The 20,189-nt window shown below is 74.3% G+C and carries 16 protein-coding genes; 4 read left to right on the top strand and 12 right to left on the bottom strand.

Features of this window, described 5'->3' with window-relative positions:
- Nucleotides 1–17: 17 nt before the first annotated feature.
- The 7 genes from ACZ6ZI_RS26420 to rsmI all read right to left on the bottom strand — a co-directional run bounded on the left by ACZ6ZI_RS26420 (nt 18) and on the right by rsmI (nt 7,841).
- Nucleotides 18–1,367 carry an acyltransferase family protein gene (locus ACZ6ZI_RS26420; protein ID WP_469524700.1) on the bottom strand — a complete coding sequence of 450 codons (1,350 nt, stop codon included), beginning with the start codon at nt 1,365–1,367 and terminating at the stop codon, nt 18–20.
- Nucleotides 1,368–1,436: 69 nt separating this feature from the next.
- Entirely contained in the window at nt 1,437–2,324 is an 888-nt protein-coding gene (locus tag ACZ6ZI_RS26415; RefSeq protein WP_469524903.1) for a 4-(cytidine 5'-diphospho)-2-C-methyl-D-erythritol kinase, read from the bottom strand.
- A gap of 95 nt (nt 2,325–2,419) precedes the next feature.
- The gene (gene rsmA / locus ACZ6ZI_RS26410; RefSeq protein WP_469524901.1) at nt 2,420–3,259 is read right to left on the bottom strand and encodes a 16S rRNA (adenine(1518)-N(6)/adenine(1519)-N(6))-dimethyltransferase RsmA; all 840 of its coding nucleotides are present in this window, start codon (nt 3,257–3,259) and stop codon (nt 2,420–2,422) included.
- A gap of 161 nt (nt 3,260–3,420) precedes the next feature.
- Nucleotides 3,421–4,857, bottom strand: coding sequence for a ubiquitin-like domain-containing protein (locus tag ACZ6ZI_RS26405; protein WP_469524899.1), 1,437 nt, complete (start codon nt 4,855–4,857; stop codon nt 3,421–3,423).
- Nucleotides 4,858–5,234: 377 nt separating this feature from the next.
- Complete coding sequence (locus ACZ6ZI_RS26400) at nt 5,235–6,170, bottom strand: TatD family hydrolase (protein ID WP_469524699.1); 936 nt, start codon at nt 6,168–6,170, stop codon at nt 5,235–5,237.
- A gap of 131 nt (nt 6,171–6,301) precedes the next feature.
- On the bottom strand, nt 6,302–6,832 hold the full coding sequence (locus ACZ6ZI_RS26395; RefSeq protein ID WP_469524698.1) for a hypothetical protein: 531 nt from the start codon (nt 6,830–6,832) through the stop codon (nt 6,302–6,304).
- Between the two features lie 160 nt (nt 6,833–6,992).
- Nucleotides 6,993–7,841: a 16S rRNA (cytidine(1402)-2'-O)-methyltransferase gene (gene rsmI / locus ACZ6ZI_RS26390; protein ID WP_469524896.1), complete on the bottom strand. Its 849-nt coding sequence runs from the start codon at nt 7,839–7,841 to the stop codon at nt 6,993–6,995.
- A gap of 347 nt (nt 7,842–8,188) precedes the next feature.
- Between rsmI and ACZ6ZI_RS26385 the strand changes: the two genes are divergently transcribed.
- The 3 genes from ACZ6ZI_RS26385 to ACZ6ZI_RS26375 all read left to right on the top strand — a co-directional run bounded on the left by ACZ6ZI_RS26385 (nt 8,189) and on the right by ACZ6ZI_RS26375 (nt 13,001).
- Nucleotides 8,189–9,955, top strand: coding sequence for a dolichyl-phosphate-mannose--protein mannosyltransferase (locus ACZ6ZI_RS26385; protein ID WP_469524696.1), 1,767 nt, complete (start codon nt 8,189–8,191; stop codon nt 9,953–9,955).
- Nucleotides 9,956–10,693: 738 nt separating this feature from the next.
- The gene (locus ACZ6ZI_RS26380; RefSeq protein WP_469524694.1) at nt 10,694–12,373 is read left to right on the top strand and encodes a penicillin-binding transpeptidase domain-containing protein; all 1,680 of its coding nucleotides are present in this window, start codon (nt 10,694–10,696) and stop codon (nt 12,371–12,373) included.
- 130 nt (nt 12,374–12,503) lie between these two features.
- Nucleotides 12,504–13,001, top strand: coding sequence for a YbaK/EbsC family protein (locus tag ACZ6ZI_RS26375; protein WP_363055075.1), 498 nt, complete (start codon nt 12,504–12,506; stop codon nt 12,999–13,001).
- An 84-nt stretch (nt 13,002–13,085) separates the two neighbouring features.
- Here the strand turns inward: ACZ6ZI_RS26375 and ACZ6ZI_RS26370 are convergent, their stop codons facing one another.
- The 4 genes from ACZ6ZI_RS26370 to ACZ6ZI_RS26355 are packed head-to-tail and all read right to left on the bottom strand — an operon-like array spanning nt 13,086 to nt 16,962.
- Nucleotides 13,086–14,264 carry a serine hydrolase domain-containing protein gene (locus ACZ6ZI_RS26370; RefSeq protein ID WP_469524692.1) on the bottom strand — a complete coding sequence of 393 codons (1,179 nt, stop codon included), beginning with the start codon at nt 14,262–14,264 and terminating at the stop codon, nt 13,086–13,088.
- Between the two features lie 28 nt (nt 14,265–14,292).
- Nucleotides 14,293–15,147, bottom strand: coding sequence for an energy-coupling factor ABC transporter ATP-binding protein (locus tag ACZ6ZI_RS26365; RefSeq protein WP_469524690.1), 855 nt, complete (start codon nt 15,145–15,147; stop codon nt 14,293–14,295).
- A complete protein-coding gene (gene cbiQ, locus ACZ6ZI_RS26360; RefSeq protein WP_469524688.1) occupies nt 15,135–15,896 on the bottom strand; it encodes a cobalt ECF transporter T component CbiQ in 762 nt (253 codons plus the stop codon). Before cbiQ ends, ACZ6ZI_RS26365 begins: the two co-directional genes overlap by 13 nt.
- A 1-nt stretch (nt 15,897) precedes the next feature.
- The gene (locus ACZ6ZI_RS26355; RefSeq protein WP_469524687.1) at nt 15,898–16,962 is read right to left on the bottom strand and encodes an energy-coupling factor ABC transporter permease; all 1,065 of its coding nucleotides are present in this window, start codon (nt 16,960–16,962) and stop codon (nt 15,898–15,900) included.
- A gap of 168 nt (nt 16,963–17,130) precedes the next feature.
- On the opposite strand from ACZ6ZI_RS26355, the gene ACZ6ZI_RS26350 reads away from it, so the two are divergent.
- On the top strand, nt 17,131–17,610 hold the full coding sequence (locus tag ACZ6ZI_RS26350; protein WP_469524685.1) for an SsgA family sporulation/cell division regulator: 480 nt from the start codon (nt 17,131–17,133) through the stop codon (nt 17,608–17,610).
- Between the two features lie 168 nt (nt 17,611–17,778).
- Here ACZ6ZI_RS26350 and ACZ6ZI_RS26345 read toward each other — a convergent pair whose 3' ends face one another.
- Nucleotides 17,779–20,031: an MMPL family transporter gene (locus ACZ6ZI_RS26345; protein ID WP_469524684.1), complete on the bottom strand. Its 2,253-nt coding sequence runs from the start codon at nt 20,029–20,031 to the stop codon at nt 17,779–17,781.
- Nucleotides 20,032–20,189: the final 158 nt, after the last annotated feature.

Below are 20,189 nucleotides of genomic sequence, written 5' to 3'. Positions count from 1 at the left end.
TGGATCAGCCCCTCAGCCTAACCCTCCGCGCGGGGCCCCGACCGTTCCACCAGGAGCCGGCCGCCGACCGCCATCGCGATCGCCACCGGCGCGGTGATCGGGAAGGCGATCAGGGTGGCGCTGTGCCCCTCCAGCAGGCCGCCGAGTCCGGTCATGGACAGGCCCAGGATCCCCAGGAGGCACAGGGTCACCCCGACGGCGGCGACGGAACCGCGACCCGAGCCGGCACCCGACCCGCGACCGGGGGTGGGGGCGGAGGTGCGCCGGTCCCGGTGGACGGGGTTCTCGAAGCGCCGGAAGCAGGCCACGAGCAGCGCGGTCAGGGCCGCCGCGAGCAGGATCCGTACGGGCACCTGCGCCCACCAGCCGGCGGTGGCCGGCTCGGGCAGGGCGAGACCCAGGGCGAGCTGGGCGGCGTACACGCCCAGCATGGCAGTGAGGTGCCACAGGAAGGCGGTCATCGCGACCCCGTTCGCGACCACGACGCCCCGCCACACCCGCGGCCGCTCCAGCCACGCCCCGGCGGGCCGGGCGAGGAGCTGCACGGCGCCCACCAGCCACACGCCGTGGCACAGCAGGGCCAGCGTGGGCGGGGCCATGTTGGAGACCTTCTCCCCCGGCATCCCGACCATGGACAGCGGATACGGGCCGAGGGCGACGAGCACCACGGCGCCGGCGAGACCGGCGACCGCCAGGAGCGCGGGCCGGCGCAGGCGCCCGTCGGCGCGCAGGAAGCCGAGCTGGTGCACGGCGAGCCACACCAGGGCGAAGTTCAGGAACTCCACGTACGGGACCCCGTAGGCGAACCGCAGGACGTCGACCAGCGCGGCCGCGCCCGCCAGGGCCGCGAAGGCCGCCCAGCCGTGGCGGGCGTGCAGCCTCAGCATCGGCGGGGTGAGGGCGACCATCGCCAGGTAGATCCCGATGAACCACAGCGGCTGCGTGACCATGCGCAGCGCGGCCCCGGCCAGCCGGCCGTCGTCCGCGCCGGCGAGCTGCACGAGGAGCGCGCCGGCCGTCCACACGAGGACGAAGACCAGCGTGGGCCCCAGCAGTCGGCGCAGCCGCGCCCGCAGGAAGGCGGCGTAGACGGGCCGGCCCTCGGCGCGACGCTCCGTCGAACGGTACGACAGGGCGTGCGAGAACCCGCCGACGAAGAAGAACACCGGCATGACCTGCAACCCCCAGGTGAGGACCTGGAGCGGCGGGACGAGCGCGAGCAGGTTCCCTATGCCGTCGGCGCCGACCGCGGCCATCAGCCAGTGACCGAGCACGACCGTGGCGAGGGAGAGGACCCGCAGCAGGTCGACGTAGCGGTCCCGGGAGGCGGGCGTGGCCGCGGCCATGGCGCGTGCGCTGACTGTCATGGCGCCACGGTCGCCCGCGACGCCCTCCCGCCGACAGGGCGCTCGTACTCATTTCCGCCTGGGTACCCCTCAGGTCAGGACGGTCGCCCCCGGGGCGGGCGAGGACGTGACACGGGTGGCCCGGCAGGTGCCGGAGGCCTCCAACGCCGCCGCGACCTTCGCCGCGGACTCGGCGTCGCGCACCAGGAACGCCGTCGTGGGCCCGGAACCGGACACCAGCGCGGCCAGCGCGCCCTCGGCCGTGCCCGCGGCCAGCGTGTCGGCGAGCCGCGGGCGCAGCGAGACGGCGGCCGGCTGGAGGTCGTTGGCCAGGGTGGCGGCGAGGGCGTCCGGGTCGCCGGAGGCCAAGGCCGCCAGCAGCGCCGGGGAGGCCTCGGGGGCGGGGACGGCGGTGCCCTCGGTCAGCCGGTCGAACTCGCGGAACACGGCCGGGGTGGACAGCCCACCGTCGGCGACCGCGAACACCCAGTGGAAGGTGCCCGCCTCGACGGGGGTGAGGACCTCGCCGCGCCCGGTGCCGAGCGCGGCCCCGCCGACGAGGCTGAACGGCACGTCGCTGCCGAGTTCCGCGCAGATGGCGAGGAGCTCGGCGCGGGGGGTGTCGAGGCCCCACAGCGCGTCGCAGGCCAGCAGGGCGGCGGCGCCGTCCGCGCTGCCGCCGGCCATGCCGCCGGCGACGGGGATGTTCTTGGCGATGTGCAGGTGCACGTCCGGGGCCAGCCCGTGGCGGGCGGCCAGCAGTTCGGCGGCCCGCGCGGCCAGGTTCGTACGGTCCAGGGGGACCTGGTCGGCGTCGGGTCCGGCGCAGGTGACCGTCAGCGCGTCGGCGGGCGTGGCGGTGACCTCGTCGAAGAGGGAGACGGCCAGGAAGACGTTGGCGAGGTCGTGGAAGCCGTCGGGGCGGGCGGCGCCCACGGCGAGCTGGACGTTGACCTTCGCGGGGACGCGTACGGTCACGCCGCGGGGTGCGTCGTCGTTCACGGCGTCGGCGTTCACGGCGTCGTCGTTCACGGCGTCGGCGTTCACGGCGCGGGGGGCGTCGGCGCGGTCGCTCACAGCGCGGGCCTCTCCGCCGCCGGCTTGTGCTCGGCGATCGCCGCGAACTCCTCCACCGTCAGGGACTCCCCGCGGGCCTGCGGCGAGATCCCGGCGGCGACGAGCGCCTCCTCGGCGCCCGCGGCCGAACCGGCCCAGCCGGCCAGCGCGGCGCGCAGGGTCTTGCGGCGCTGCGCGAAGGCGGCGTCGACGACGGCGAAGACCTCGGCCTTGGAGGCGGTGGTCTTGATCGGCTCCGACCGGCGCACCAGCGAGACCAGGCCGGAGTCGACGTTGGGGGCGGGCCAGAACACCTTGCGGCCGATGGCCCCGGCGCGCTTGACGTGCGCGTACCAGTTGGCCTTCACGGAGGGCACGCCGTAGACCTTGTTGCCCGGTTCGGCGGCGAGCCGGTCGGCGACCTCGGACTGCACCATGACGAGCGTCCGCTCGATGCTCGGGAAGCGGTCGAGCATGGTCAGCAGCACGGGCACGGCCACGTTGTACGGCAGGTTCGCGACGAGCGCGGTCGGCGCGGGGCCGGGCAGCTCGGTCACCAGCATCGCGTCGGAGTGCACGAGCGCGAAGCGGTCCTCGCGCTCGGGCATGCGCGCCGCGATGGTGGCGGGCAGCGCGGCGGCGAGGATGTCGTCGATCTCCACGGCGACCACCCGGTCGGCGGCCTCCAGCAGGGCGAGCGTCAGCGAACCGAGGCCCGGGCCGACCTCGACGACCACGTCGTCCGGCCGCACCCCGGCGGTGCGCACGATCCGGCGGACCGTGTTGGCGTCGATGACGAAGTTCTGGCCCTTCTGCTTCGTCGGCCGTACGCCGAGGACCTCGGCCAGTTCCCGGATGTCGGCCGGTCCGAGGAGGGCCTCGAAGGCGCTCTCCCCGCCCTGCCCGGACGGCTCGGCCTGGCCGGTCGGGCCGCTCTGGCCGGGCGTCGGGCCAAACGCCGGGCCGCTCTGGCCGGACGTCTCGTCGGACGGCTGTGCTGACTGCTGCTCTGCGGTGCTCACCGGTAAAGCCTACGGCCGCAGTGGGGCCACGGACTCGCCCCCCGCTGCACGTACAGCTTCTTCGCCCGGTACGTCTGCTCGCTGCCCGACGCGTCCTGCGGGCGGCCGTCGCCGCCGAGGGACCGCCAGGTGGCGACGTCGAACTGGTAGAGGCCGCCGTAGGTGCCCGACGGATCGGTGGCCGAGGCCCGGCCGCCGGACTCGCACTGGGCGAGCGCGGCCCAGTCGAGCCCGTCGGCGCCGGCGACGGAGGTGGGGAGCTGCTTCGTGCCCACCCTGACGAGCTGGTGCACGGGCTCGCGCACGACCTCCTCGGCGACCTTGCGCGGCTGCTGGCGCACCCCGTTGACGGTGCGCAGGCTGTACGTGACGCGGCGCGCCCCGGGTCGTCCGGCGCGTTCGACGACCTCGGTGCCGGCGAAGACCGTGTCGTCCTCGACGCGTTCGGTCGTGTACGGGATGCGTTCCTCGCGGACCTCGCGGGCGCCGGTGATGCGCAGGACGGTGACGGTCTGGCCGTCGCGGGGGAAGGAGTCCGGGGCGACGGAGGTGGTGTCCTCGCCGTGGAGGCTGATGCCGGCCTGGTCGAGGGCCTCGCGGACGGTGGCGGCGTTGGTGCGGATGGTGCGTTCGCGGCCGTCGGCCATGAAGGTGACGCCGCGTTCGGTGCGGACGCTGAGGTCGATCCCGGAGCGCGGCACGGGCGCGGTGCGCGGGGCGGACAGGAAGGCGCCCTCGACGCGTACGCCGAGCTGGCGCAGGGCGCCGTCGACGGTGCGGGCGGTGGTCCACACCTGGCGGGAGGTGCCGTCGAGGGTCAGGCGCAGGGGGCGGCCGTAGCGGACGACGATCTCCTCGCCGTCGTCGAGGGCGGAGCCGCGGGCGGGGGCGACGAGGTCGTGGGGGCCGACGCCGAGGCCTTCGGAGGCGAGGAGTTCGTCGACGCTGCCGGCGAAGGTGTGCAGGGTGCGCGGAACCCCGTCGACGGAGAGGCGTACGGCCTTGTCTGCGGCGACGAAGGCGCTGGTGCCGCCCGCGAGGAAGGCGACGACGAGGGCCTGGGGGACGAGGCGTCGCCAGTGGTCGCCGGCTCCGGCGCCGGGGGGACGGCCGGTGCGGGTGCGGCCGGCGCGCTTGCGCCGGCCGCCGGCGCGGGGGCCGGGGACGGTACCGGCCGCGGGGGCGGGGGGTGCGGCGGGGTCCCGGTCGGTGGTGGCGTCGGGCGGGCCGAGGGTGGGGCGCGGGGCGCGGCGCCGGCCGGAGGGGCGGCGTACGTCGGCCTGCCCGTCGCCGGCCGCGTGCGCGGCTTCGGCTTCGGGTTCGGGTTCGGCGGCGGTGGGGGTGGGGGCCGGGGCGGCCCGGCGGCGGCGGGGCGCGGGTTCCGGGGCCTTGCGGCGGCGGGCGGCACGGCCCTCGCCGCGGGGGGCCGGCACGGCGGACTCGGCGGGGGCGGGGTCCGGGCCGGCCGGGTCGGGGTCGGAGCCGAGGCCGGGGTCGGGGTCGGCTTCGAAGCCGGAGCCGGGGTCGGGGTCGAAGGCGGGGTCGAAGGCGGGCGCGTCCGGGGTCAGGAGCGGGCCGGGCCGGCCCCCGTCGCCGGAGCGGGGGCCGTACGCCCCGTCGGGGTGGGGCAGGGGGCCGGGGTCCGGTGCGGTCCCCGGCCAGGAGGCACGGCGGTGACTGCCCTGGGTTTCGCTCACGTCGCTCGCTCCACTGGTCCGGCCCCGGCGGGTTGGGGCACGGCACCCTAGCGGGAGCGACCGTCACGCGCCAAAGCCGTTCGACTACCCAGCGTGTCGGGCGAACGGGCGTGTCAGTAGTCGAAAGCGCGCGCCGTGTTGGCCGCGAGGGCCGTCGCCATGGCGTCCTCGTCGATCCCGCGGACCGCGGCCATCGCCCGGACCGTCAGCGGGATGAGGTACGGCGCGTTGGGCCGACCGCGGTACGGCGCGGGGGTGAGGTAGGGGGCGTCGGTCTCCACCAGGACGCGGTCCAGCGGGGACACCGCGAGGGCCTCGCGCAGGGCGCCCGCGTTCTTGAAGGTGACGGTGCCGGCGAAGGACAGGTAGTAGCCGGCGGCGGCGCACTCCCGGGCCATCTCCGCGTCCCCGGAGTAGCAGTGGAAGATCGTCCGCTCGGGGGCCCCCTCCTCGCGCAGGACGCGCAGCACGTCGGCGTGGGCGTCGCGGTCGTGGATGACGAGCGCCTTGCCCCGGCGCTTGGCGATCTCGATGTGCGCGCGGAAGGAACGCTCCTGCGCGGCCATGCCCTCGGGACCGGTGCGGAAGTGGTCCAGGCCGGTCTCGCCGACCGCCTTCACGTGGTCGAGGGCCGCCAGCGCCTCGATCTCGGCGAGGGCCTCGTCCAGGGCCGCCTGGCCGCCGCCGGGTCGGGCGCCCTGCCGCGACCAGCCGTCGGGGTCGCCGTGGACGATCCGGGGGGCCTCGTTCGGATGGAGGGCCACCGCCGCGTGGACGTTGTCCCAGGCCGCGGCCGTCTCGGCGGCCCACCGCGAACCCTTCACGTCGCAGCCCACCTGGACCACGGTGGTCACGCCCACGGAGGCGGCCTTCGCGAGGCCCTCCTCGACGGTGCCGGCCTGCATGTCGAGGTGGGTGTGCGAGTCCGCGACCGGTACGCGCAACGGCTCGGGGAGCGGCGGCGGAGTGTCCTTGGAGGCCTTCGAGGAGGAGGCGGGGGCGCCGGCGGAACCGGAGGAAGAAGGGGAGGAGGAAGGGCTGGGGCTCATACGGCCGATCTTATGACCGGCCGCACGAGCCCGTCGGGGCCGAGGATCCGCACGGCACCCCGTGCGCCGTACGTCGTACACCGCACGTCGTGCACCGTACGTCGTACACCGCCCGGAGAGAACCTGCGGGACTAGCCGCGGCGCAGGAATCCCAGCAGGCGGGCGAAGGGTCCGCGGCGCTCCTGGGAGGCGTCGACGGCCACCGGCCCGGGGGAGTCGTGCTGCGGGTGGGCCTTCGGCGGCTTGTGCGCCTTGGGCGCGCGGGGCTCGGAGGCGCCCGCCGGCACCGGACCGGCTATCCCGGGGGCCACGCGGTGGTGGTAGAGCCGGTCGAGGGTGCCGAGCACCGAGGAGACCTGTCCCTCGCGCATGATCCGCACGATGTGGCCGCCGCAGTTCATGCAGGTCGGGTTGGAGAGCGGCGACGGGACCCGCTCGCCGTCGGCGGTGTAGACGATGAACGCCTCGCCCCGCGCGTCGACGTGGTGCTCGATCTCGTACCCCTGCTCCCACGCGTAGCCGCACTTCATGCAGGCGAAGGAGTAGGCCTCGTGCACGGTCGGCACGGCGCCCGCGGCCGGCGCGGGAGTCGTGGCGGGCGCGACGGCGGGCGCGGGAACGGGTACGGACGCGGGTACCGGGGTCTCTGCGATCTCACTCATGCCAGCTCCTCTTGTTCCACTGGTGCCACTGCCAGTGGACGCCTCTTCGGGCGGGAGCGCATCAGGCCCTGTCTACTGTTGGACGGTCTTTGGGCGACTCATTCCCAAAACGCCCGGTGCGCGGTCTGAGCTTTGCCATTCAGGTTAGCTCTTTACCGACTTACGGCACCTTTTGTGCCGCATTCTTTGCCGCCACGACCGCGTCGAAGACCTCGCGCTTGGGTAGGCCGACCTCGGCCGCGACGGCGGCGATCGCCTCCTTGCGCCGCTCGCCCGCCTCCTCGCGTACCCGTACGCGGCGCACGAGTTCCTCCGCGTCCACATCGCCGGGGACCGCCGCGGGCGCCCCCTCGACGACGATGGTGATCTCCCCGCGCACGCCCTCGGCGGCCCACTGCGCCAGCGCGCCGAGCCCGCCGCGCTTGACCTCCTCGTAGGTCTTGGTCAGCTCCCGGCACACGGCCGCCCGCCGGTCCGCGCCGAACACCTCGGCCATGGCGGCCAGGGTGTCGTCGAGCCGGTGCGGGGCCTCGAAGTAGACGAGGGTGCGCCGCTCGTCGGCCACCTCGCGGAGCCGGCCGAGGCGCTCGCCCGCCTTGCGCGGCAGGAAGCCCTCGAAGCAGAAGCGGTCCACGGGCAGCCCGGACAGGGCGAGCGCGGTGAGCACGGCGGAGGGCCCGGGGACGGCGGTGACCCGGATGTCCTTCTCGACGGCGGCGGCGACGAGCCGGTAGCCGGGGTCGGAGACCGAGGGCATCCCGGCGTCGGTCACCAGCAGCACCCGCTTGCCGGCCTCCAGGGCCTCCACCAGCTCCGGGGTGCGGGCGGACTCGTTGCCCTCGAAGTACGACAGGACGCGCCCGGTCGTGTACACGCCGAGGCCCTGCGTCAGGCGGCGCAGCCGTCGGGTGTCCTCGGCGGCGATCACGTCGGCGCGTTCCAGCTCGGCGCCCAGGCGCGGCGGCGCGTCGGCGAGGTCGCCGATCGGGGTCCCGGCGAGGACGAGCACGCCGGATCCGTCGGACCCGCCGGCGCCGGACGGGGTGGAGGGGGACGCTTCGGTGCGGCGCGGCTGCTCATCTGTCACCGGTGCATTGTCTCATCGGCGCCCGCACCGTCCCCGGGCGCCGCCGGGCCCCTCCGCGAGCCCGCGCGGCGGCGAACGGCGCGCACGGGCCGGGCGCGCGGGGCGCGCGGGGCTCCGGAAAGCGGTACCGCGACGTCCGCGCCGGCCCGGGAGGGGACGGGAAAGGGGCGGGAAGGGACCGGAACGGCCGGAATTGCGCGGGAACACGGCCGGCGCCCGCACCCCATGGAGGCTGGGGTTCCCACAGGCGGGTTCCCTACGATGACCCGGTGACCAGTACCGCGCCGCCGCCGCCCAGCCCCGCGGGGGCCCCGCCCGTCCCCCCCGGCGGGCGCGACCTCGACCCCGAGAGCCCCGGATGGCTGCGCCGCCTGCGCGGCTTCGGCTACGTGCCGCCGGCGCCGGGGGTGGACGTCCGCACCCGCCTCGTGCCCCCGTACGCCCGCCCCTCCGCGTCGCTGTGGACGGCGCTCGGCGTCCCGCGAGGGAGCCGGGAGTCCTGGGAGCGCGTCATGGCCTGGGCGGGGCCGCTGCTGATCACACTGGTCGCCGGGGTCCTGCGGTTCACCCATCTGGGGAGCCCGAAGGCGGTGATATTCGACGAGACGTACTACGCCAAGGACGCGTGGGCCACGGTCAAGCAGGGCTACGAGGCCAGTTGGCCCAAGGATGTCGACAAGTCGATCCTCGCCGACCCGAACTCGGTGACCCTGCCCCTCGATCCGGGCTACGTCGTCCACCCGCCCGTCGGCAAATGGGTGATCGGCCTCGGGGAATGGATGTTCGGCCTCACCCCCTTCGGCTGGCGGTTCATGACGGCGGTGCTCGGCACCCTGTCCGTCCTGCTGCTGTGCCGGATCGGCCGGCGCCTGTTCCGCTCGACCTTCCTCGGCTGCCTCGCCGGCGCCCTGCTGGCCGTCGACGGCCTCCACCTCGTCATGAGCCGCACCGCGCTCCTCGACCTGGTCCTGATGTTCTTCGTGCTCGCCGCGTTCGGGGCGCTGGTCGTGGACCGGGACAGGGCAAGGGCCAGACTCGCCGCGGCGCTGCCGCTCGACGAGGACGGCCGCGCACGCCCCGACCCCCACATCGCCCGGACGCTGAAGCTGGGGTGGCGCCCGTACCGGATCCTGGCCGGCGTCTGTCTCGGCCTGGCCTTCGGCACCAAGTGGAACGGCCTCGTCGTCCTCGCGTTCTTCGGGATCCTCACCGTCCTGTGGGACGCCGCCGCACGCCGCACCGCGGGCGCGGGCGCCCCGTACGCGGCGATGCTGCGCCGCGACGCGCTGCCCGCCTTCCTCTCGACGGTCCCGGTGGCGATCGCCGTCTACCTGGCCTCGTGGCTCGGCTGGATCCTCTCCCCCGACAACGGCAAGGGCGGCTACTTCCGCGACTGGGCCGCCAAGTACGACCAGAGCAGCGCGCTGTCCTTCCTCCCCGAGTGGCTGCGCAGCCTGTGGCACTACGAGACGGAGGTCTACAAGTTCCACGTGGGCCTGACCTCCGGCCACACGTACGAGTCGAACCCGTGGAGCTGGCTGGTCCTGGGCCGGCCCGTCTCCTACTTCTACGAGTCCCCCGCGCCCGGCACCGACGGCTGCCCCGCCGGCGAGGCCGGCAAGTGCGCCCGCGAGGTCCTGGCGCTGGGCACGCCGCTGCTGTGGTGGGCGGGCTGCTTCGCGCTGCTGTACGTCCTGTGGCGGTGGTTCTTCCGCCGCGACTGGCGGGCGGGCGCCATCGCGTGCGCGCTGGCCGCGGGTCTGCTGCCCTGGTTCAACTACCAGGAGCGGACGATCTTCTACTTCTACGCGGTGGTCTTCGTCCCGTACCTGTGCCTGGCCGTGGCCATGATGATCGGCGCCCTGCTGGGCCCGGCAGGCTCGTCGGAGCGGCGCCGGGCGGTCGGCGCGATCGGCGCCGGCGTCCTGGTGCTGCTGATCGTCTGGAACTTCATCTACTTCTGGCCGATCTACACGGGCCAGACCCTGCCGATGGACTCGTGGCGGGCCCGCATGTGGTTCGACACCTGGATCTAGCAGCGGGTTCAGGGGCCACCGCTCGACTTCGCCCCCAGCCCCTCGTGGCCGTCGTCGGCGGTCGTCAGGGATCGTGGGCCGTCTCCCGACGGCCCACGGACGGCCCGGCGAACCGCTCGTCGCCCGGGCCACGGCATGCGAAGCCGAACCGCGCGGCAGCTCTCGGAGGGGTCCCCTCGGCCGCGTGACGGATTGCCCCCCATGAGGCGTTCATCCGGATTCGACGCAGTCGGGCCGGGCCGCCTGACGCCCCGGATGGAGTGCCGGCTCAGAAAGCCCGCTCCCCGCACCCGCGCGGGGATGGTCCTGCGGGCGGGCTCACCACGGGGTCATGGGCAGCCTGCTCCCCGCATCCGCGGGGATGGTCCTCACGGCGACCGGCCACGCGACTACCTCCGGAACCGCTCCCCGCACCCGCAGGGATGGTCCCGGCAGGGACAGCACGAACGTGAGCCGTCCGCGCGGCCGTTCAGGCACGTCCACGGTCGCCCGCGGGCTGCTCCGCCCGACCCGCCTACGCCGGCACACGCCCGCACACGCTGGCGATCGTCGGCGAAGGGAACAGGAGTAGACGGCCCGGCACCGCGCGGTATCGGCCCGTCGCGCGTTCGCGCCCCCTCGCGCGGCTCCGTCGCGGGAATCCCGTCGGGGCGGCCGGGGTTGGGCACTTGGAACGGAGCCGTCGCACAGCGTAGGGTCCGGACTACGGGGAAGTTTGAACATGTTCAGGGGGATGGGATGAACGGGGCGGCCAAGGGTGCCATCATCGGCGGGGTGTTCCTCGCCATGGTCGGCGGTGCCGGGTACGGCGTGTACGCGCTCGTCGAGGACGAGACCGGCGGGAACGACGGCGCCGCCGGCACCCGCTCGGCCTCCGCTCCCGGGAAGACCGGGCCCGTCACCGAGAAGGAGGCGGCCGAGGCCGCACGGGCCTTCCTCGCCGCCTGGGCGGCCGGCGACGACGGCGCGGCGGCCGACCTGACGAACAACGCCGAGGCCGCCCGCACCGCGGTCGCCGACTACCGCGCCAAGGCCTACGTCTCCAAGGCCGTCATCACCCCCGGCGCCCCGGACGGCACCGCCGTCCCCTTCAAGGTCGAGGCCGAGGTCACCTACGAGGGCACCACCAAGCCCCTCGTCTACGACTCGCGCCTGACCGTCGTACGCGGCGTCAGCACCGGCAGGGCGCTCGTCGACTGGCAGCCGTCGATCGTCCACCCGGACCTGCGGGCGGGCGAGAGGCTACGCGCCGGCGTCCCGACGAGCCCGCCCGTCAAGGCCGTCGACCGCGACGGCCGGGAGCTGACGGCCGAGCTGTACCCGTCGCTGCGGCCCGTACTGGACGCGCTGCGCAAGACCTACGGGCAGAAGACGGGCGGCACCCCCGGCGTCGAGCTGTGGATCGAACCGGACGCCGCGACCGCGTCCACGACCGCACCCGCGGAGGGCGACGGCCGGGACGCCGCCAAACGGACCCTGTTGACGCTGGTGCAGGGCAAGCCCGGAGAGATCCGCACGGTGCTCGACGCCGACGTGCAGGCGGCGGCGGAGAAGGCGGTGGCCGCGTACGCGGAGGCCTCCGTCGTCGCCGTCCAGCCGAGCACCGGCGACATCCTGGCGGTGGCCAACCACCGCCGCGACGGTTTCAACGCCGCGATGCAGGGCCGGCGCGCCCCCGGCTCCACGATGAAGATCGTGACGGCGGCGATGCTGCTCGACAAGGGGCTGGTGGCGGCGGACAGGACGGCCGCGTGCCCGCCCTCCGTCTCCTGGGACGGCAAGGCCTTCCGCAACCAGGGCGGCTTCAGCCTCGACGGGAAGCCCTTCTCCACCAGCTTCGCCCGCTCCTGCAACACCGCCTTCATCGGTCTGATCGACGAGGTGAAGGACAACGCCGCGCTGCCGCGCGAGGCCAAGGAGGTCTTCGGCATCGGGCTGGACTGGAAGACCGGCGTGCCCTCGCAGGACGGTTCGGTGCCCGAGACCTCGGGCACGGCCGCGGCGGCCGAGTACATCGGGCAGGGGCCGATCCTGATGAACCCGCTGAACGTCGCGTCCATCACGGCCACGGCGCGCACCGGGGTGTTCCGTCAGCCGGTGCTCGTGAAGGCCTCGTTGGACGACCGCCCGCTCGCGCGCGCTCCGCGGAGCCTGCGGCCGGGCGTGTCGGCGCAGCTGACCCAGATGATGCGGCAGGCCGCCATGAGCGGCGGTACCGCAGCCGGGGCGATGGCGGCGGTCCCCGGCTCCGACAAGGGCGCGAAGACGGGTTCGGCGGAGGTGGACGGCGCGGCGAGCCCGGACAGCTGGTTCACCGCCTTCAGTGGTGACGTGGCGGCGGCCGCGATGGTCGAGGGCGGCGGGCACGGCGCCGACACGGCGGGCCGGATCGTCGCCGGCGTCCTGTCCGGCTCCTGACCGAGGCGACGCGGAGCCGGGCCGGCGCCGCCCGACCCGGCCCGGCTCATTCCGCCCCGCCCCGTCCCGCCCCGTCCCGGCCCGCGAAACCGGCTCGCGCGGGCGCCCTCGGCGGCGCTAGCGTCCCCGCATGACGACGTCCTCCCCCGCCCCGCATCCCCTCTTCGCCCGCGCGCTCGCCGACCTCGGCCTCGACGCCCTCGACGTGCGGACCTTCCCCGAGGGGACCCGTACCGCCGCCGACGCGGCGTCCGCCATCGGCTGCGAGCTGAGCCAGATCGTGAAGTCGCTGATCTTCGCCGCCGACGGGGTCCCGGTGCTGGTGCTCATGGACGGCTCCTCCCGCGTGGACGTGGAGGCCGTCCGCCGCGAGCTCGGGGCCGAACGGGTGACCCGCGCCGACGCCGCGCTCGTCCGCGAGACGACGGGCTACGCCATCGGCGGGGTTCCGCCCTTCGGCCACCGCACCCGCACCCGGGTGGTCGCCGACCGCGCCCTGCTGACCCACGAGGTGGTCTGGGCGGCGGCCGGCACCCCGCACACGGTGTTCCCCATGGCCCCGGCGGAGCTCATCGACCACGCGGGCGCGGCGCTGGCCGACGTACGGGAACCCTCCGCGCGACCGTGACACGTACGGCGTACGGCGTACGGCGTACGGCATGGTGGGCCGGCCGTGAGCCGTCGGCCGTGACCAGCGGGCGGCGAAGGCTCCTCAGCGCGCCTTCGCCAGGCTCGCCCGAAGCGCGCGGACCAGGGCCTGGGCGCGCGGGTCCGCCGTGACGGACTTGGCCAGGGCGTTGGTGACGTAGCCGAAGCCGACGCCCGCCTCCGGGTCCGCGAACGCCAGCGAGCCGCCCCGCCCCGGGTGCCCGAACGAGGCCGGGGACAGCAGGGGCGACGCCGGGCCGTGCAGCATCCAGCCGGGACCGAAGCGGGTGTTGACGACGAGCACCCGGTCGGGTCCGGCCGCGAGCTCCCGGCCCGCGAGCGCGGTGGTCGCCGGGGTGAAGACGCGGCCGCCGTCCTCGACGACCCCGATCGTGGCGGCGTAGAAGCGGGCCAGGGAGCGTGCCGTGCCGATGGCGGCGGAGGCGGGGAGTTCGGCGGCCCGGTAGGCGGGGTCGTTCTCGTCGGGCTGCGGGTCGATGGCGGCGAAGGCGCGGCGGGTGAGGGAGTTCGGGTCGGCGTACGCCTCCGAAACGTTTCTCTTCGGCCTGATCTTCAGCGAGCCCGCGCTCTGCGGCGGTTCCACGGGCGCCACCCGGCCCACCCGGTGCGCCTCAGTGTCGGGCAGGCCGATCCACAGGTCCAACCCCAGCGGCTCGGCGATCTCCTCCGCGAGGAAGTTGCCCAGGGTGCGACCGGTCACCCGCAGCACCAGCTCGGACAGCAGCCAGCTGAAGGTCTGCGCGTGGTAGCCGTGCGCGGTGCCGGGCTCCCAGAAGGCCCGCTGCGCGGCGATGGCGCGCGGCCCGGTGGTCCCGTCGGCGGCCTCGCCGGCGCTCAGGGCCCGGTCCAGGGCGGGGACGCCGGCCTGGTGCGCGAGGAGGTGGCGAACCAGGGCCCGGTCCTTGCCGCCGGCCTTGAACTCGGGCCAGTACGAGCCCACGGGCGCGTCGAGGTCCAGCAGCCCGCGCTGGTGCAGCAGCAGCGGGACGGCGGCCGCGACGCCCTTGCCGGCGGAGCGGACGATCTGCGCGGTGTCCTCGGTCCAGGGGTCGCCCGCGGCGTCGCCGTCGGCGTCCTTGGCGCCGGCCCACAGGTCGACGACCTTGCGGCCGTCGCGGTACACGGCGACGGCCGCGCCCCGGTCGCCGAGCACCTCGAAGTTGCGTACGAAAGCGTCCTTGACCGGCTCGAAGCCGTCGGCCACCACACCCTGGATGTTCACGAGCAGCCCAACAACGCGCGGCCTGCGCTTATGCCGCGCCGGCCGCGGCGGTGGCCCCCGTCACGACCCCGCTCCCCGTCACGGCCCCGCCCGCCGGCGGGGCGGGCACCGAGCGCGGGTCGAAGCCGAAGGGCAGCTCCAGGCGGTGCGCGCCCATCAGCTTCTCGTCGCAGAGCAGGTCCCGGGTGGGGCCGTCGGCCGCGATGACGCCCTCGCTGAGGATCACCGCGCGCGGGCACAGCTCCAGGGCGTAGGGCAGGTCGTGCGTGACCATCAGGACGGTGACGTCCAGGGAGCGCAGGATGTCGGCGAGCTCGCGCCGCGAGGCCGGGTCCAGGTTGGAGGAGGGCTCGTCGAGGACGAGGATCTCGGGGCGCATCGCCAGTACGGTCGCCACGGCCACCCGGCGGCGCTGGCCGAAGGAGAGGTGGTGCGGCGGCCGGTCGGCCCAGGCGGTCATGCCCACCTGGTCGAGGGCCTCGCGTACGCGGGTCTCCAGCTCGGCGCCGCGCAGGCCGGCGGCGGCCGGGCCGAAGGCGACGTCCTCGCGGACGGTGGGCATGAACAGTTGGTCGTCGGGGTCCTGGAAGACGATGCCGACGCGGCGGCGGATCTCGGCGAGGTTGCGCTTCTCGACGGGCAGGCCGGCGACGGTGACGGTGCCGACCCCGCCGCCGAGGATGCCGTTGAGGTGCAGGACGAGGGTGGTCTTGCCGGCGCCGTTGGGGCCGAGGAGGGCGACGCGTTCGCCGTGGCCGACGGTGAGGTCGACGCCGAAGAGGGCCTGGTGGCCGTCGGGGTAGGCGTAGGCGACGCCGGACACCTCCAGGGAGGGGGCGGCGGCAGGGGCGGCGGAGGCGGCGGGGGTCGTCACAGCGTCCATCCCATCAGACAGACGGCGAGGGCCGTCACCGGGAGCGCGGCAGCGTACGCCCACTGGGCGCGGGTGGCCGTCACTTCGTCGATCACCGGCATGGAGCCGGCGTAGCCGCGGCTGACCATCGCGAGGTAGACCCGCTCGCCGCGCTCGTAGGAGCGGATGAACAGGGCGCCGGCGGTCTTGGCCAGGACGCCCCAGTGGCGGATGCCGCGCGCCTCGAAGCCGCGCGAGCGGCGCGCGATGGACATGCGGCGCAGCTCTCCGCCGATCACGTCGCCGTAGCGGATCATGAAGGAGGCGATCTGGACGAGCAGGGGCGGCAGCTTCAGGCGCTGGAGGCCCAGCAGCAGGGCGCGCAGTTCGGTGGTGGAGGCCAGCAGGACGGAGGCGGCGACACCGAGGGTGCCCTTGGCCAGGACGTTCCAGGCGCCCCACAGTCCGGAGACGCTGAGGGACATGCCGAGCACGTCGACCCGTTCGCCTTCGGCCACGAAGGGCATGAGCACGGCGAAGGCGACGAACGGGACCTCGATCAGCAGCCGGCGCAGCAGGAGGCCGGCGGGGACGCGGGCCGCCGCGGCGACGGCGGCGATGAGGACGGCGTAGAGGCCGAAGGCCCACATCGCCTCGCGCGGGGTGGAGACGACGACGAGGACGAAGGCGAAGGTCGCGGCGATCTTGCAGTGGGGCGGCAGCTCGTGCACGGGCGAGTGTCCGTGCCGGTAGAGCCGGTGTGCGTGGCCCGCTCCCATGTCAGTGGGGGGCGGGCACGTTCGTGGCGGAGGCGGCCTGGTCGTCCGCGCGGCGGCGGCGCACGGTCCAGAAGATGCCGGTGCCGACGGCGACGGTGGCGCCCACGCCGATGACGCCGGCGAGGCCGCCGGACAGGCGGGCGTCCTCGACGTCCTTGACGCTGTAGTCGGCGAGCGGGGAGTCGGCGGCTGCGTGCTCCTCGACCTTCTGGTCGATGCCCTTGTCGGCGGCGACCTTCTCCAGGCCGTCGGGGTTGGCGGAGGCGTAGAAGGAGACGAAGCCGGCGAGGACGAGGGCGGTGACGAGGCCGGTGATCCAGACGGGGCGGGTGGAGCGGCCGGCGGCGGGCACGGCCGCCGGGGCGCCGGCGGCGGGGGCGTCGACGAGTTCGCCGCCGACGCGCAGCTTCAGGGGGGTGGCCAGGCCTCGCGCGGCGTGGACGAGGTCGGGGCGTACGGCGATGACGGCGCCGACGGTGGCGGCGGTGATGAGGGCCTCGCCGATGCCGATGAGGACGTGGACGCCGACCATGGCGGTGAGGACCTTGCCGAGGGGTACGTCGGTGGTGCCGCCGATGGCGTAGACGGCGGTGAAGGCGGCGGCCGCGGCGGGCACGGAGAGCAGGGCGCCAACGAAGGCGGCGACGGTGACCGTGCGGCGGCCGGCCGGGAGCACCTTGAGGAGGCCGCGGAAGACGGCGTAGGCGACGAGGACGGTGACGACGCCCATGACGGTGATGTTGACGCCGAGGGCGGTCAGGCCGCCGTCGGCGAAGAGGATGCCCTGCATGAGCAGGACGACGGAGACGCACAGCACGCCGGTGTAGGGGCCGACGAGTATCGCGGCCAGGGCCCCTCCGAGGAGGTGGCCGCTGGTGCCGGCGGCGACGGGGAAGTTCAGCATCTGCACGGCGAAGATGAAGGCGGCGACGAGTCCGGCCAGGGGGGCGGTGCGTTCGTCGAGCTCGCGGCGTGCGCCGCGCAGGCTGACGGCGACGGCTCCGACGGCCACCACTCCGGCGGCCACCGAGACGGGCGCGTTGATGAATCCGTCGGGCACATGCATGAAGGGCTCCGCTTCTCACACAGTCTTTAACCGTTCAAGAATAGTGCTCAGTTGCAAACCGTTGGCAAGAGCGCCCGCATCACAAATAGGAACGCGCGGTTTCGTCGGAATGTGCGAGGCTGGACGGACAAACGGACTCAATTGTTCCGATTTCGAGGAGTCGTTCCGATGCCAGCGACCGCCGAGAATCCACCGTCCACGGCGACCCCCTCCGCCGTCGAAGTGCGGGTACGCGCCCGTGTGATCACCGACGACCCCCTCTACCGGGCCATTCCCGTGGCCCTGCGCTTCACGCCCGAGGAACCGTTGGCCGTGCGCGTCGTCTTCCCCGCCGAGCTGTCCCCGGAGGGCACCGACAACGAGTGGGTCTTCCCCCGCGCCCTCCTGGAGGCGGGCCTGAGCGCCCCGACGGGCACCGGGGACGTACGCGTCTGGCCGTGCGGACGGGTCCAGGCCGTCGTGGAGTTCCACTCCCCCGAGGGCGTCGCGGTCATCCAGTTCGACATCGCCTCCCTGCGCCGCTTCCTGCGCCGTACGTACGCGGGAACGGCCGCGGGAGCCAGAGCGGGTGCGGGAGCCGGCGCGGGTGCGGGAGCCGGAGCGGGTGCGAGCGCTGCAGCCGGCGCGGGCGCGGCCGTCGGTCGCTAGGCGCGCCGCACCCGGACGACGCGGGCGTCACCCGTACGGCGGGTCCCTCACCCGTTCGGCGGGACGGGGCACGACGGAGCCGGCCCCGCACCCGAGGTCGGGTGCGGGGCCGGCGGTGTCGCGGCGGGCCGGGTCGGCGGTCGCCCGCCGACGTTCGCGCCCCGCCGGTTACGCGTTGACGAGCTCGCGGTCCTTGTCCGGCCCGTGGCCGTCGCCGGAACCGGAGTCGGACTCGCCGAGGTGCTTGCGCAGGCTCTCGCCCTCGACGTCCACGTTCGGCAGGATCCGGTCGAGCCACTTCGGCAGCCACCAGGCCTTGTGGCCGAGGAGCGCCAGCACCGCCGGGACGATGGCCATGCGGACCACGAAGGCGTCGAAGAAGACGGCGACGGCCAGACCGAAGCCGATCATCTTCACCATCTGCTCGCTGGCCCCGATGAAGCCGGCGAACACCGCGATCATGATGACGGCGGCGGCCACGACCACGCGGGCGCTGTACTGGAAGCCGGTCACGACGGCCTGGCCGGGACGCTCGCCGTGGACGTACGCCTCACGCATGCGGGTGACCAGGAAGACCTCGTAGTCCATCGCGAGACCGAAGACCACGCCGACCATGAAGATCGGCATCATCGACATGATCGGACCGGTCTGCTCCACCCCGAAGAGCGAGCCGAGCCAGCCCCACTGGAAGACCGCGACGACCGCGCCGAGGGCGGCGACGACCGACAGCAGGAAGCCGAGGGCCGCCTTGAGCGGGACCAGGATCGAGCGGAAGACGAGCATCAGCAGCAGGAAGGCGAGGCCGACGACGAGCGCGAGGTAGGGCAGCAGCGCGTCGTTCATCTTCTGCGAGAAGTCGATGTTCATCGCGGTGGCGCCGGTGACGAACACGTCGTCCCCGCTGCCGTCGCGGATCGTGTGGACCAGGTCCTCGGTCTGCTTGGAGGACGGACGGTCCTTCGGGATCACGCTGATGACGGCCGCGTCCTTGGCCTGGTTCTGCATCGGCGGGGTCACCGCGACCACGCCCTCCAGGCCCTTGATCCGCTCGGCGGTCTTGTCGGCGAGCGCCTTGTCGCCGTCGACGACGATCATCAGCGGGCCGTTGAAGCCGGGGCCGAAGCCCTCGGACAGCAGGTCGTACGCCTTGCGCTGGGTGGTGGAGACCGGCTGGGCGCCGTCGTCCGGCAGGCCCATCTCCAGCTTGCTCGCGGGGATGGCGATCGCGCCGAGGCCGATCACACCGACCAGCAGCACCATGACGGGGCGGCGCAGGACGAAGCGGGCCCAGCGGGTGCCGCCGTTGGGCTTCGACTCGACACCCTCGACACCCTCGCCGGCCTCGCCGGCCTGGGCGCCCTTGCCGCCCTTGCCGCCCTTGCCGAAGATCTTGCTCTTCTCGCCCGCCGGCAGGACCTTCTTGCCGGCGAAGCCGAGGATGGCCGGGACCAGGGTGAGGGCCACCAGTACGGCGATGACCACGGTGCCGGCCGCCGCGACGCCCATCTTCGTCAGCATCGGGATGTTGACGACGGCCAGGCCCACGAGGGCGATGACCACGGTCAGACCGGCGAACACCACGGCGGAACCGGCGGTACCGGCGGCCCGGCCGGCGGCCTCGTCACGCGCGCGGCCCTCGGCGAGCTCCGCGCGGTAGCGGGAGACGATGAAGAGGGCGTAGTCGATGCCGACCGCGAGGCCGATCATCATCGCGAGGGTGGAGGTGGTGGAGCCGAGGTCGAGGACGTTGGCGAGCGCGGTGATGGAGGAGACGCCGATGCCGACGCCGATCAGCGCGGTCAGCAGCGGCAGCCCGGCGGCGACCAGCGAACCGAAGGTGATGACGAGGACGATCGCGGCGACCAGGATGCCGATGATCTCACCGGAGCCGGTCTCGGGGGCGGCCATCAGCGCGTCACCGCCGATCTCGACCTGGAGACCGGCCTGCTGGGCGGCGTGGCCCGAGTCCTTCAGCGCGTCGCGGGTGTCGTCCTTCAGCTCCATCCCGCTGACCTTGTACTTCACGCTGATGAAGGTGGTCGAGCCGTCCTGGCTGACCGCCTGCGTCTGGTACGGGTCCTCGACGGAGGCCACCTGGTCGGCGCCGGCGCCGCCCTTCAGCCCCGAGATGATCTTCTCGACCTCGGCCTTGGTGCCCGGGTCGGTGACCTTGGCGCCCGCCGGGGCCTTGACGACGATGCGGGCGGTCGCGCCGTCGGCGGACATGCCCGGGAACTTCTTGTCCAGCAGGTCGAAGGCCTTCTGGGCCTCCGTGCCGGGTATCGAGAACGAGCCGGAGGTGGGCGCGGAGGCCGTCGCGGCGCCGAAGCCCGCGGCGAACAGCAGCGCCACCCACAGCAGGGCGACGAGACCGCGGCGCCGGAAGGCGCCGCGGCCGAGCCGATAGAGGAAGGTGGCCACGTCGTGGTTCTCCCGTTTCAGGTCGTGGGATGGATCCGGGACGGATCAGGGCGTGAGGAGCCGGCCCGACGACGAGAGCGGCGTGTCAGGAACAGCGGGTGGGGAGACGGTGCGGGGACGTGCGGACCGTACGGTGTACGAGGTACGACGTACGGGGT

Source organism: Streptomyces sp. NPDC103540, from assembly GCF_055584445.1.
Note: the sequence above shows the minus strand (reverse complement) of the source record. Positions and strands in the feature narration are given on the sequence as shown.